Origin of the sequence: Nocardioides luti (genome assembly GCF_014212315.1) — a bacterium.
GTDB classification, from domain to species: domain Bacteria; phylum Actinomycetota; class Actinomycetes; order Propionibacteriales; family Nocardioidaceae; genus Nocardioides; species Nocardioides luti.
In genome coordinates this window covers 1496740-1509207 of the sequence record NZ_JACKXE010000001.1, presented here as the reverse complement: position 1 = coordinate 1509207, position 12468 = coordinate 1496740, and the positions used below count along the sequence as shown (strand labels likewise).

Below are 12468 nucleotides of genomic sequence, written 5' to 3'. Positions count from 1 at the left end.
GGGTCCATGGACCCACGCGTCGCGATCGTCACCGGAGCCTCCAGCGGGATCGGCGAGGCCACCGCGCTGCGCCTGAGGAAGGCCGGCTTCGAGGTGTACGCCGTGGCCCGGCGCGTCGAGCGGATGGCCGCGCTGGCCGAGCAGGGCGTCCACGTCTTCGGGATGGACGTCACCGACGACGCCTCGATGGTCGCCGGCATCGAGCGGGTGGTCGCCGAGCAGGGCCGCGTCGACGTGCTGGTGAACAACGCCGGCTACGGCTCCTACGGCGCCGTCGAGGACGTGCCGATCGACGAGGCGCGACGCCAGTTCGAGGTCAACCTCTTCGGCCTGGCCCGGCTGACCCAGCTCGTGACGCCGCACATGCGGCGGCAGGGCAGCGGCCGGATCGTCAACATCTCCTCGATCGGCGCGGTGATCTACGAGCCGTTCGGTGCGTGGTACCACGCCACCAAGAACGCCGTGGAGGGCTTCAGCGACAGCCTGCGCGTCGAGCTGGCGCCGTTCGGCATCGACGTCGTCATCATCCGCCCCGCCGGGATCCTCACGGAGTGGAACCAGATCTCGCGCGACAGCCTCGTCGCGACCAGCCGCGGCGGTGCCTACGAGCTGACCGCGGCCTCGGCGGCGAAGCGCCTGGCGAGCGTCGACAACAGGGTGATGTCGAGCGGCCCCGGCGCGGTGGCGCGGACGATCGTCCGGGCGGCCACGGCCGGCACCCCGCGCTCGCGCTACGCCACCGGCCGCGGTGCCCGGATGGTGATGGCGACGCGCCGGCTGCTGCCGGACCGCGCGTTCGACGCGATCCTCACCCGGGCCTACCTGCGCTGAGGCCCGGGCCGCTGGCCCGACGGGTCAGACGCCGGCGGCCTTCTCCAGCGCGGCCACTTCCTCGTCGAGGTGGTTGAGCAGCCGCTGCAGGTGCGGCACCGTGCGGCGGCAGCCGGTCAGCCCGAACGCCATGTTGCCGTCGTACGACGTGCACGTGATGTTGAGGGCCATGCCGTTGATCGGGATCGAGAGCGGGTAGGTGCCGACCAGCTGCGCGCCGTTCCAGTAGTGCGTGGTCTTCGGGCCGGGGACGTTGCTGATGATGAGGTTGTACGGCGGCCGCACGATGCCCTGCATGCGCAGCATCGGGCCGAGGATCGCGGGAGCCTGGCCGAGCGCGCTCATCGCCATGATCTGCACCGGCGTCATCGACGACAGCGCCTCCTTGCCGTCGCGCATCGACTTGTGGATCGTCGCGAGCCGCTTGGCCGGGTCGTGCAGGTCGGTCGCGAGCTGCACCATGACCGCGCCCACGGCGTTGCCGCCGTCGGCCGAGGCCACCTGCGACTGCTTGGCGTTCAGGCCGACCGGGACCATCGCGACCAGCGGCTGCTCGGGCAGGGAGTCGAGCTCGAGGAGGTAGGTCCGGATCGCGCCGCTGCACATCGCGAGCACGACGTCGTTGAGGGTGGTGCCGGTCTTCTTGCCGATCGCGCGCAGCCGCTCGATGGGCCAGTCCTGCGCGGCGAAGCGGCGCGAGCCGGTGATGTTCTGGTTGAAGAGCGTCCGGGGGGCGTAGAGCGAGAGCGCCGAGGTCTCGTTCTTGAGGCCCTTGCTGATCGTCTTGACCAGGGCCCCGGGCATGCCGGCGGCCTCGGCGGTGATCCCGAGCGCGGTGCGCAGGGCCTGGATCGGGACGTCGGCGAGGCTCTGCTCGACGCGCGAGAGCTCCTTGGACGTCTTGGCCCGCTTGGGGCGTGCGCCCCACATGGCCGGCATGTCGCGCTCGTCCGGGTCGGTGCTGAGCACGCTCTGCAGCAGCCGCATGGCGGAGATCCCGTCGACCAGCGCGTGGTGCGTCTTGGTGTACATCGCGACGCGGCCGTCGCGCAGGCCCTCGATGACGTGCGCCTCCCACAGCGGCCGCTCGCGCGCGAGGCGGGTGCTGTGCAGCCGCGAGCAGAGCTCGAGCAGCTCGCGGACCCGGCCCGGCTTCGGCAGCGCGCTGTGCCGCACGTGGTGCTCGATGTCGAACTGCTCGTCCGGCTCCCAGACCCACTGACCGGCGGTGCCGATGGACCGCTTCGGGTGCTTGAGGAACAGCGGCGCGATGTCCTGGACGTCGCGCATCTCCTCGTACATGTCGCGGATGTAGGTGCGGCCCGCACCCTCGGGCTTCTTGAACAGCTGGAGCCCACCCACGTGCATCGGCATGCTGCGGTTCTCGGCGAAGAGGAACGCCGCGGACGTGGGATCGATCGGTGAGACCACAGGTGGTGCCTTTCGTCGGTACGGCGATCCTTGCCGCTGGTGACCACCGCCACAAGGGGAGGTCCACGCCGTACCCCGCCGGCGGCCCCTTAGTCGTCCACAGGCGGCGTCGCGGTCGGGGTTCTCCCCAGCCCGGCGCCGAGCCGGCCCGGACGTCCTCGCCCGCTCCTAGCGTCGTGGACGGCCGGGAGGTGCCCGGCGACCTGACCGCACGGGAGACCCTCATGAAGAAGCTGCTCATCGCCCTGCTCGCCACGCTCGCCCTGCTCGGGAGCGGTGGCGTCGCGCTGGCCGCGACCGTCGACGACCCGCCGCCGGCGAACACCGTCGTCGACGTCAGCGGCGACGCCGTCAACGGGTTCACGATCGAGTACTACGACGGCTCGGTCGACTACCCGCCCACGCGGGCCGAGGCGCACGCGGCGTGCAACGAGCGCGACAACCGGGTGCGCCGGGCCGTCTGCCACACCCAGGTCCGGGTGACCTTCCGCGACCTGCGGCAGATGAAGGTGGCCCTGGGGTACGCCCACCAGAAGTGAGCGGCCTCCGGGGACCGCGCGCTCTGGCAGGATCACCGGCATGGAGCCGGGACCGCTCGACCGCATGTGGAGCCGCAGCCGGGGCTCCGCCAGGTCCCGTGTCGCCCGGCTGAAGTCCAAGCGCTGGCAGATCATCCAGTGCGCGCTGGCCGCCGGCGTCGCGTGGCTGATCGCCTCTGACCTGCTCGGGCACCAGACGCCGTTCTTCGCCCCGGTCGCGGCCGTGGTCAGCCTCGGCACGTCCTACGGGCAGCGGCTGCGCCGGGTGCTCGAGGTGACGATCGGCGTCGCCGTCGGCGTGCTGCTGGCCGACCTGCTGGTCCAGCAGATCGGATCGGGCTGGTGGCAGCTGACGATCATCGTCGGCCTGGCGATGTCGCTGGCCTTCCTCCTCGACGGCGGGCAGCTGCTCGTCACCCAGGCCGCCGTGCAGTCGATCGTGGTCAGCACCCTGCTGCCCGACCCGGGCGCGGGCCTGACCCGCTGGACCGACGCGCTCGTCGGGGGAGGCGTGGCCCTGCTGGCCGCGACCGCGGTCCCGGCCGCCCCGCTGCGGCGCCCGCGCGAGCAGGCCGCCGTCGTGGTGCGCAAGATCGCCCAGCTGCTCCGGGCCGCGGGCGAGGTGATGGTCGACGGCGAGGTCGACCGCGCGATGGCGCTGCTGGCCGACGCGCGCTCCACCGACTACCTCATCCGCGAGCTGCAGGACGCCGCCGACGAGGGCCTGTCCGTGGTGGCGTCGTCACCGTTCCGGGTCCGCCACAAGGGCAACCTGCGGCGGATGGTCGAGCTCGTCGACCCGCTCGACCGGGCGCTGCGCAGCACCCGGGTGCTGGTCCGCCAGACCGCGGTCGCGGCCTACCACCGCCGCGCGGTCCCGGGCTCCTACTCCCTGCTCGCGCTCGACCTCGCCGACGCGGCCGACCAGGTCGCCGACGAGCTGGCCTCCGACCAGATGGCCGTCGGGGCGCGGACCACTCTGCTGGCGGTCGGGCAGGCCACCGGCACTGTCGAGCGGACCGACGAGCTCGCGGCCGAGGTGGTGCTCGCCCAGCTCCGCTCCGTGGTCGTCGACCTGCTGCTGCTCACCGGCCTCGACCAGATGGAGTCCACCGACGCCCTGCCGCCCCCACCGCGGTGACGGGGCGATGGTGACGGGGCGATGGTGACGGGGCGATGAGCGACCGGCCGCCGGGCCAGCCCTGGGTGCTGCACGTCGACCTGGACCAGTTCATCGCGGCCGTCGAGGTGCTGCGCCGCCCCGAGCTGGCCGGCCTGCCGGTGGTGGTCGGGGGCCGCGGGGACCCGACCGAGCGCGGGGTGGTCGCGACCGCGTCGTACGAAGCCCGCGCCTTCGGCGTCGGCTCCGGCATGCCGCTGCGCGTGGCCGCCCGCAAGTGCCCCGACGCGGTCTTCCTGCCGGTCGACAAGCCGGCGTACGACGCCGCGTCGGTCGAGGTGATGGACACGCTGCGCGGGCTCAGCTGGGGCGGGGTGCGGGTCGTGCTGGAGGTGCTCGGCTGGGACGAGGCGTTCCTGGCGGCCGGACCCGGGCCGGGTCGGGACGAGCTGGGCGACCCGCGCGCGTTCGCCGCGACCGTCCGCGACGAGGTGCTGGCCGCGACCCGGCTGCACTGCTCGGTCGGCATCGGCGACACCAAGCCGCGGGCCAAGATCTGCACCGACTTCAACAAGCCGCGTGGTGTCTCGATGCTGACCGAGGAGACCTGGTTCGAGGTGATGGGGGAGCGGCCCACCGACGCGCTGTGGGGCGTGGGGCGCCAGACGTCGAAGAAGCTCGCCGCGCTCGGCATCGACACCGTCGCCCAGCTGGCGACCTCGGACGTGCGGGTGCTGGCCGCGGAGCTCGGGCCGACCATGGGTCCGTGGTACCACCGCCTCGGCCGCGGCGCCGACGCCAGCCCGGTCGACGCGACCCCGTGGGTGCCGCGCGCCCACGGCCGCGAGGAGACCTACCAGGAGGACCTCGACGACTGGGGGCGCGTCGCCGATGAGGTCCGGGCGCTGACCCGTCGGGTGCTCGAGGACATCGACCGTGAGGGTCGCCCGGCGGCCCGGGTCGGGATCAAGGTGAGGTACCGCCCGTTCATCACCGTGAGCCGCAGCCTCACCCTGCCCGAGCCCAGCAATGACCCCGAGGTGCTCGCCGCCGCGGCCGTCTCGCTGCTCGATCGCGTCGAGCGGGACCGGCCGGTCCGGCTGCTCGGCGTACGCCTCGAGATGACCGAGCCGGAGGGCGGCTACTGAGCCTCCGCGCGGCTCCCCGGACCCGTGACGAAGGACACCGCGCGGACCCCGGCTGTCGATTGGCCGGGCCCTCCGGAGCCCTGCCAGCATGGTGAGCATGTTGGAGGCCCGCGCGTTGAACCTGACGTTGGACTTCTGTCTCCGGGTGGGGGAGCTGCTGCTCTCCTCCGGTGCCGGGGCCGCCGACGTCACCGCCACGATGCAGTCGCTCGCCTGGCAGCTGGGGGTGCGCTACCCCGACATCGACGTGACCTTCACGTCCCTCTCGATGAGCCACCAGGCCAGCCCCGAGGAGCCGGCGGTCATCCAGGTCCGCCAGGTCAAGCAGCGCGACATCGACTACGAGGACCTCACCCAGGTCGACCACCTGGTCCGCGACGTCCTCGGTGACCGCGTCGACCTGATGGAGGCGCGGGCCGTGCTGGCCCGGATCGTCTCCTCGGGCCACAACACCCCGCGCTGGGCCGTGACGCTCGGCTGGGGCGTCATGTGCTCCGGCGTCGCGATCCTGCTGGGCGGCAACGCGACCGTCGTCGCCATCGCCTTCCTGGCCGCCGTCTGCATCGAGCGCCTGCAGCTGACGATGGCGCGTCGCCGGGTGCCGTTCTTCTACCGCCAGGTCGCCGGTGGCGGGGTGGCCGCGATGTTCGCGGTGCTCGCCTCGGCCTCCCGGCTCGACGTCGACCCGTCGCTGGTCGTCACCGCCAACATCGTCATGCTGCTGGCCGGCATCGGCTTCATGGGCGCCCTGCAGGACGCCCTGTCCGGCTTCTACGTCACCGCCGGCGCGCGGCTGACCGAGGCACTGCTCTCGACCGCCGGCATCATCGGCGGTGTCAGCGGCGGCCTCTCGGTCGGGGCCGTGCTGGGCTTCCCCGTCGGCCGGCTCGACCCCGGCATCTCCGACTGGGAGAGCGTCACGATGATGGCCGTCGGCAGCGCGATCTGCGCTGCGGCGTTCGCGTTCGCCTGCTACGCCCCGGCCCGCGCGATCGGCCCCATCGGGCTGATCGCCGCGGCGGCCGTGGTGATCTCGCAGACGATCGTCCTACAGGGCTTCAGCCGGGCCTGGTCGACGGGGCTGGCAGCGTTCTTCATCGGCCTCGTGAGCTACACCGTGGCCGGCCGGGTGCGGGTGCCGCCGCTCGTCGTGGTGGTGTCCGCGGTGGTGCCGATGCTCCCCGGTCTCTCGATCTACCGCGGCCTCGCGCTGCTGGGGGAGGGCGGCTCGGCCAACTCCTCCGACGGCATGCTGGCGATGGTCACCGCCGCCTCGATCGCGATCGCGCTGTCGTCCGGCGTGATCCTGGGGGAGTACGTCGCCCAGCCGCTCAAGCGTGAGGCCAACAAGCTCGAGAGCCGGCTCGCCGGGCCGCGCCTCGTCGGACCGCTCCGCGTCCGCACCGGTCGCGCCGCGCGCCGGGAGCGGCGCGACCGGCGGGAGACCGTCGACGCCTGATGCGGGTCAGCGGCTCGCGAGCCGCTCGAGCCAGACGCTCGCACTGCCGTCGTACGGCGCCGCGGAGGCCTGCACGGCCGCCTGCACGCGGTCGCAGGTGCTCATCGCCAGCCGGCTGATCTCGTCGGGGTAGCCGAGCTGCACCCGGTGGTCGGCGAACTCGTCCTCGTCGTCGACCCAGACCCGGCCGGTCGTGCCGCGCACGACGTCGAGGTCGAGGTCGACGGCCCGCAGGACCGCGCCGTCCCACACCGGTGGCGTGGTCATGTCGACGTAGACCTGCACCGCCGCGCCGGGGGCGTAGAAGGTGGCGAGGAACCCGCGGTCCCGGTCCGGCCCGGCGGCCGGGACGAGCGTGACGTGGTCGGCGGGCGCGACGTACTCCGCCCCCGGCCGGGACATGAACGTCCCGCCGGCGATCCCCACCCAGTCCCCGTGCTCGTCGCTGCCCAGCAGGACGCCGTCGAACTCCCAGTGCGGCCCGTCGCCCCACTTGGTCATCACCATCCGGACGGCGTCACCGGGCTGCGGGCTCATGGGGTCATTCCAGCAGGTGTCCCCGCGGTGGTTGAGGAAGGCGCCCTGGCGCCTGTCTCGAAACCACCCACCGAAACCGAGCCGTGGTTTCGAGACGGTTGCTGCGCAACCTCCTCAACCACCGGCTGGGGCAGCCTCAGAGGACGGTGACCTTCTTCGGCGCGAGCTTGCCGGCCGAGCGGGCGATGACGTCCTGGTAGCGCGACCCGGTGAGCTTGGCGAAGTGGTGCAGCGCGTGGGCGTCGAGGCCGACGAGGACGCGGGCCTTGTTGCCGAGGATCCCCTTGACGATGATCTCGGCGGCGCGCTCGGGCTCCATCTTGGCCAGCTTCTCGTCGAAGAACTTCGCGCTGGCCTCCTTGTCCTCGTTCTTGGCCATCCGGGCGTTCCGCGCGACGGCGGTCTTGATGCCGCCGGGGTGCACGGCGGTGACGCCGACCTGGTGCTTCGCGATCAGCATCTCCTCGCGCAGCGCCTCGGTCATGCCGCGGACGGCGTACTTCGTGGCGTTGTACATGCTCTGGCCGGGCATCGAGATCAGCCCGAAGAGCGAGGACAGGTTGACGACGTGGCCGTCGCCCGAGGCGATCAGGTGCGGCAGGAACGCCTTGGTGCCGTGCACGACGCCCCAGAAGTTGATGCCGACGATCCAGTCCATGTCGTCGTACTCGAGCTCGGTGAGGTCACCGGCCAGCGCCACGCCCGCGTTGTTGATGATCACGTTGGCGCGGCCGAACTGGCCGACGACGACGTCGGCGTACGCCGCGAAGGCGGCGCGGTCGGCCACGTCGAGGTGGTCGCTGCGGACCTCGCGCGCGCCGGCCCCCTTGACCAGGTCGACGGTCTCGGCGAGGCCGGCGTCGTCGACGTCCGAGAGGGCGAGCAGCGAGCCCTTGGCGGCCAGGTTGAGGGCGAGGGCGCGGCCGATGCCGGAGCCGGCCCCGGTGATCACGACCACCTTGTCGTCGAGCGTCTTCATGCGGAGATCCCTTCGGTGGTGCCTGCGGTGACAGGCGCGGTGACGTCGTACTCCGTGACGTCGAACTCGGCGAGCGAGCGCCGGAACGAGACGGTCGTGCGAGGCCAGAGGACGGTGTTCTTGCCGTGCTCGTCGAGGTACCAGCTGGCGCAGCCGCCTCGTGTCCAGACGGTGCGCTTCATCCGGCGCTGGAGCCGGTCGTTCCAGCGGCGCTGGGCCGACGCCTTCGGCGACACGGCCGCGTGCTTGCCGTGGCGCAGGGTGCGGACGGCGCTGCGGATGTACTCCACCTGGGACTCGATCACGAAGACCATGCTCGAGTGGCCCAGGCCGGTGTTCGGGCCGACGATCATGAAGAGGTTCGGGAAGCCGTGCACGGTGGTGCCCTTGTGGGCCGCCATCCCGTCCTCGCGCCAGGTGTCGGCGAGCGTGGCGCCGCCCTGGCCGTGGATCCGCTGGGCGATCGGCAGCTCGGTGGTGAAGAAGCCGGTGGCCACGACGACGACGTCCACGGGGCGCTCGACGCCGTCGGCGGTCACGACGCCCGTCGGCGTGATCCGCTCGATCCGGTCGGTGACCAGCTCGACGTTGTCGGAGGCGATCGCGGGGTAGTAGGCGTTGGAGATCAGGATCCGCTTGCAGCCGATCTCGAAGGTCGGGGTGAGCCGCGCGCGCAGGTCGGGGTCGGAGACGCCCTTGCGCAGGTTGGCCAGCGCCAGCTGCTTGGCGGGCATCGCCATCCGCGGCTCGAAGGTGAAGCCCGGGACGAGCAGCTCCTTGGACCAGTAGATGCCGGTCCGGTAGGCCTTCTGCAGGGCCGGGGCCTTCTTGAAGAGCGCGCGCTCGACGCGCGTGTAGGTGCGGTCGTTGCGCGGGATGACGTACGGCGCGGTGCGCTGGTAGACGTCGACGTGCCCCGCGACCTTCTGCAGCTCGGGGATGATCTGGATGGCCGAGGCGCCGGTGCCGATCACGGCGATCCGCTTGCCGGCGAGGTCGACGTCGTGGTCCCAGCGCGCGGAGTGGAAGAGCTCGCCGCCGAAGTCGTCGATGCCCGCGATGTCGGGCAGTCGCGGCTCGGAGAGCCCGCCGGCGCCGACGACGAGGGTGCGGCTGACGACCGTGCCCGCGGAGGTCCGGGAGGTCCAGCGCTGGGTGCTCTCGTCCCAGGCGGCGTCCTCGAGCGCGGTGTCGAACACGAAGCGGTCCAGCACGCCCGAGCGCTCGGCGGTCCGGCGGATGTAGGCCTGGATCTCGGGCTGGGGGGAGAAGGACGAGGTCCACTCGGGGTTCGGTGCGAAGGAGAACGAGTAGAGCTGGCTGGGGACGTCGCAGGCGGCGCCGGGGTAGGTGTTGTCGCGCCAGGTGCCGCCGACGTCGGAGCCCTTCTCGACGACCAGGAAGTCGGTCTCGCCGTCCTCCTGGAGCTTGATCGCGGCGCACAGACCCGCGAATCCCGCACCGACGATGAGATGCTCGACGTGCCGTGCCTCTGCCCAGGTGGTCATGGTGCGACGGTAGTAGCGTTATTGAACAAGTGTCAATAGGATGGATCCCGTGACGACGGACACAGGCCCGACCCCCCGGACCCGGCTGACCCCGGACGAGCGCCGCTCGCAGCTGCTCGACCTCGGGGTGCGGCTGCTCGCGACGCGGTCCCTCGACGAGCTGTCGATCGACGTGCTCGCGGAGGAGGCCGGGATCTCGCGCGGCCTGCTCTACCACTACTTCGGCAACAAGCACGCCTTCCACGAGGCCGTCGTGCGCCGCGCGGCCGACGACCTCATCGCCCAGACCGCGCCGCCCGCGGTGGGGGAGCCGCTGGAGCGGCTGATGACGTCGGTGACGGCGTACGTCGACTACGTGGTGGCCAACTACGAGGGCTACCTCTCGCTCGTCAAGGGCGCCTCCGGCGGCAACGACACCCTGCGCGAGATCTACGAGGAGGCCCGCTCCGCCCTCACCGACCGGGTCTTCCGGGAGGACGCCCAGGGCCAGATCTTCCCCGAGACCCCCGCCTCGCGGCTGGTCGTCCGCGGGTGGGCCGCGATGACCGAGGAGCTCGTGCTGACCTGGGTCGTCGAGCCTGCCGGCGTGACCCGCGAGGAGCTGCTGGCGATCCTGGTCGCGTCGTTGCCGGCGTTGGTCGACGTGCTGCCGTAGGGGCGTCGGTTTCCCCGGATATCCGGGGAAACCAGCACTTTCCGGGTGTTGCAACACCCGGAAAGTGACAGGTTCCCCCGGAAGGTCGGCCGTCGGGAGCGCCAGGGCGGGCTACTGCACCCCGGTCGAGAGGTCGTAGACCGTCACGCCGTCGACGGTGGTCGCGGTGAAGTTCGCCTCGACCCAGGCGCTGATCTCGGATGTGGTGCCGGTGTCGCTGCCGCCGGGACCGCCGCCCATCCCGCCGCCGCCGGCGATGAAGTAGTGGATCTCCCCGTCGGCGACGTACTGCTGGAACTGCGCGAGCGTCGGGCTCGGGTCGCTGCCGTTGAACCCGCCGATCGCCATCACCGGCTCCTCGCTCGCGAGCTGGTAGCCGGAGGCGGAGTTCGAGCCCACCGCCGCGGCCACCCAGGTGAACGACGAGGCGTCGGTCTGCAACATCTCCGTGAGCGCCGCGCTCGACGTGCTGCCCTCCAGCAGGCCGCCGGCGCTGGCGGTGCCCGTCCCGGTGCCCGTGCCCGTCCCGGTCGCGGTGCCGCCGGGCGGCGTGCCCATCGCGCCGCCGGGGCCGCCCGCGCCGCCCGGACCCTGGCTCGAGCTCGGGCCGGCCGTGGGGATCGAGCCCGTGTGGGGGGTGGCGGCGGTGGCGAGGGAGTACGCCGTGGGGCCGGCGAGCGAGGCGACGAGTGCGACGGCGGCGACCGCCTGGCCGACGCGGCGCGGCAGGTGCCGGACGCCCGCGATCATCAGCGCGCTGGCCAGGCCGAGCGTCGCGACGGCGTACTTCAGCCAGGGCAGCCAGCCGGCCTCCCGGTCCAGCAGGAAGAACGCGAAGGCCGTGGTGAAGGCGGTGGCGAAGCCGAGCAGGCCGGAGGCGACCAGGGAGTCACGGTGCCGCCAGAGCACGTGGGCGCCGATCGCGACGAGCGCGGCGACCGCGGGGGCCAGGGCGACGGTGTAGTACGCGTGGAAGATGCCGGCCATGAAGCTGAAGGTCAGCCCGGTGACGAGCAGCCAGCCGAGCCAGACGGTGAGCCCGGCGCGGACCGTGCGGTCGGGGGCGGAGTCGGTGGTCTCCGGGCGGCCGAAGCGGCCGAGGAAGCGCGAGCCGCGGGAGAGCCACAGGCCCGCAAGGCCGAGGACGAGCGCGGCCGGGATGAGCCAGGCGATCTGGCCGCCGATCTCGGAGTCGAAGAGCCGCAGGATGCCGGTCTCGCCCCAGTTGCCGCCCGCGGTCGCGCCGCCGCCGACCGACCCGGTCTCGTCGCCGGTCAGCCGGCCGAAGCCGTTGTAGCCGAGCGTGAGCTCGAGGATCGAGTTGTTCTGCGAGCCGCCGATGTACGGGCGGGAGGCCGCCGGCCACAGCTCCACGATCGCGACCCACCAGCCGCCGGCGAGGACCATCGCGCCGAAGGCGACGAGCAGGTGCCCGATCCGCCTGCGCAGCGGCACGGCGGCGAAGAGGACGTAGACGAGCGCGAGCGGCGGCAGCACGAGGAAGGCCTGCAGCATCTTGGTGAGGAACGCGAGCCCGACGAGCGCGCCGCCGAGGGCCAGCCAGCGGACGGGACGACCGTCCGCGCGGGCCGGGTCAGTCGCCTCGAGGGCCCGCTGGGTGGCGTAGACGGACCCGATCAGCAGCAGCACCAACATCGCGTCGGGGTTGTTGAAGCGGAACATCAGCACCGCGACCGGGGTCAGGGCCAGCACCAGGCCGGCCAGCAGGCCGGTCCACGCGCTCCCCGTCGTACGACGGACCGTGGCGTGCAGCAGGGCGACCGCGGCGACGCCCTCGAGTGCCTGCGGGACCAGGATGCTCCAGGACGACAGGCCGAAGATCTTCACCGAGAGCGCCATCGGCCACAGCGAGAGCGGGGTCTTGTCGACCGTGATCGAGTTCGCGGCGTCGGAGGAGCCGAAGAAGAAGGCCTTCCACGACTCCGACCCGGCCTGGACGGCCGCGGAGTAGAACGAGTTGGCCCACCCCGACGACCCGAGGCCCCAGAGGTAGAGCACCCCCGTGGCCACGAGCAGCCCGACGAGCGCCACGCCCTCGCGGGTCCAGCGGGCCGGGAGCTGCGGTCGCCCCGACCGGCCGGACCGCCCTCGCTCGGGGCGGTCCGCTGCGGGGCGCCCCCGGTCCGCGACGTCGTCGTACGGGGAACGTCGGGCCGTGGACCGGGGGCTGTCGGTGGGGGAGTCCGCCGCGCCGTCGGGGGCGCTCTCGCGGAAGGTCTGCGTCGTCATGACCCCACTGT

11 protein-coding genes are annotated in these 12468 nt (G+C 72.5%); 6 read left to right on the top strand and 5 right to left on the bottom strand.

What is annotated here, in order from left to right; all coding sequences use genetic code 11:
- Positions 1 to 6 precede the first annotated feature (6 nt).
- Complete coding sequence (locus H5V45_RS07270; RefSeq protein WP_185252314.1) at positions 7 to 831, top strand: oxidoreductase; 825 nt, start codon at positions 7 to 9, stop codon at positions 829 to 831.
- Positions 832 to 855: 24 nt separating this feature from the next.
- Here H5V45_RS07270 and H5V45_RS07265 read toward each other — a convergent pair whose 3' ends face one another.
- Positions 856 to 2262: a wax ester/triacylglycerol synthase family O-acyltransferase gene (locus tag H5V45_RS07265; RefSeq protein WP_185252313.1), complete on the bottom strand. Its 1407-nt coding sequence runs from the start codon at positions 2260 to 2262 to the stop codon at positions 856 to 858.
- A gap of 176 nt (positions 2263 to 2438) precedes the next feature.
- On the opposite strand from H5V45_RS07265, the gene H5V45_RS07260 reads away from it, so the two are divergent.
- From H5V45_RS07260 to H5V45_RS07245, 4 genes are all read left to right on the top strand, one after another.
- Positions 2439 to 2801, top strand: a complete 363-nt coding sequence (locus H5V45_RS07260) for a hypothetical protein (protein ID WP_185252312.1) — start codon at positions 2439 to 2441, stop codon at positions 2799 to 2801.
- A gap of 40 nt (positions 2802 to 2841) precedes the next feature.
- On the top strand, positions 2842 to 3942 hold the full coding sequence (locus H5V45_RS07255) for an FUSC family protein (protein WP_185252311.1): 1101 nt from the start codon (positions 2842 to 2844) through the stop codon (positions 3940 to 3942).
- A 35-nt stretch (positions 3943 to 3977) separates the two neighbouring features.
- A complete protein-coding gene (locus tag H5V45_RS07250; protein ID WP_185252310.1) occupies positions 3978 to 5069 on the top strand; it encodes a DNA polymerase IV in 1092 nt (363 codons plus the stop codon).
- Positions 5070 to 5166: 97 nt separating this feature from the next.
- Positions 5167 to 6528 (top strand): threonine/serine exporter family protein, encoded by a 1362-nt coding sequence (locus H5V45_RS07245; RefSeq protein ID WP_185252309.1) that lies wholly within the window; start codon positions 5167 to 5169, stop codon positions 6526 to 6528.
- A gap of 6 nt (positions 6529 to 6534) precedes the next feature.
- Here the strand turns inward: H5V45_RS07245 and H5V45_RS07240 are convergent, their stop codons facing one another.
- The 3 genes from H5V45_RS07240 to H5V45_RS07230 form a co-directional block, all read right to left on the bottom strand.
- Positions 6535 to 7065: a ribonuclease FAU-1 family protein gene (locus H5V45_RS07240; protein WP_185252308.1), complete on the bottom strand. Its 531-nt coding sequence runs from the start codon at positions 7063 to 7065 to the stop codon at positions 6535 to 6537.
- 136 nt (positions 7066 to 7201) lie between these two features.
- Complete coding sequence (locus H5V45_RS07235; RefSeq protein ID WP_185252307.1) at positions 7202 to 8044, bottom strand: SDR family NAD(P)-dependent oxidoreductase; 843 nt, start codon at positions 8042 to 8044, stop codon at positions 7202 to 7204.
- Entirely contained in the window at positions 8041 to 9552 is a 1512-nt protein-coding gene (locus H5V45_RS07230; RefSeq protein ID WP_185252306.1) for a flavin-containing monooxygenase, read from the bottom strand. The genes H5V45_RS07235 and H5V45_RS07230 overlap by 4 nt, the downstream gene beginning before the upstream one ends.
- Before the next feature lie 40 nt (positions 9553 to 9592).
- Between H5V45_RS07230 and H5V45_RS07225 the strand changes: the two genes are divergently transcribed.
- Entirely contained in the window at positions 9593 to 10207 is a 615-nt protein-coding gene (locus H5V45_RS07225; RefSeq protein WP_185252305.1) for a TetR/AcrR family transcriptional regulator, read from the top strand.
- A gap of 111 nt (positions 10208 to 10318) precedes the next feature.
- Here the strand turns inward: H5V45_RS07225 and H5V45_RS07220 are convergent, their stop codons facing one another.
- On the bottom strand, positions 10319 to 12457 hold the full coding sequence (locus H5V45_RS07220; RefSeq protein WP_185252304.1) for a mannosyltransferase YkcB-related protein: 2139 nt from the start codon (positions 12455 to 12457) through the stop codon (positions 10319 to 10321).
- Between the last annotated feature and the right edge of the window lie 11 nt (positions 12458 to 12468).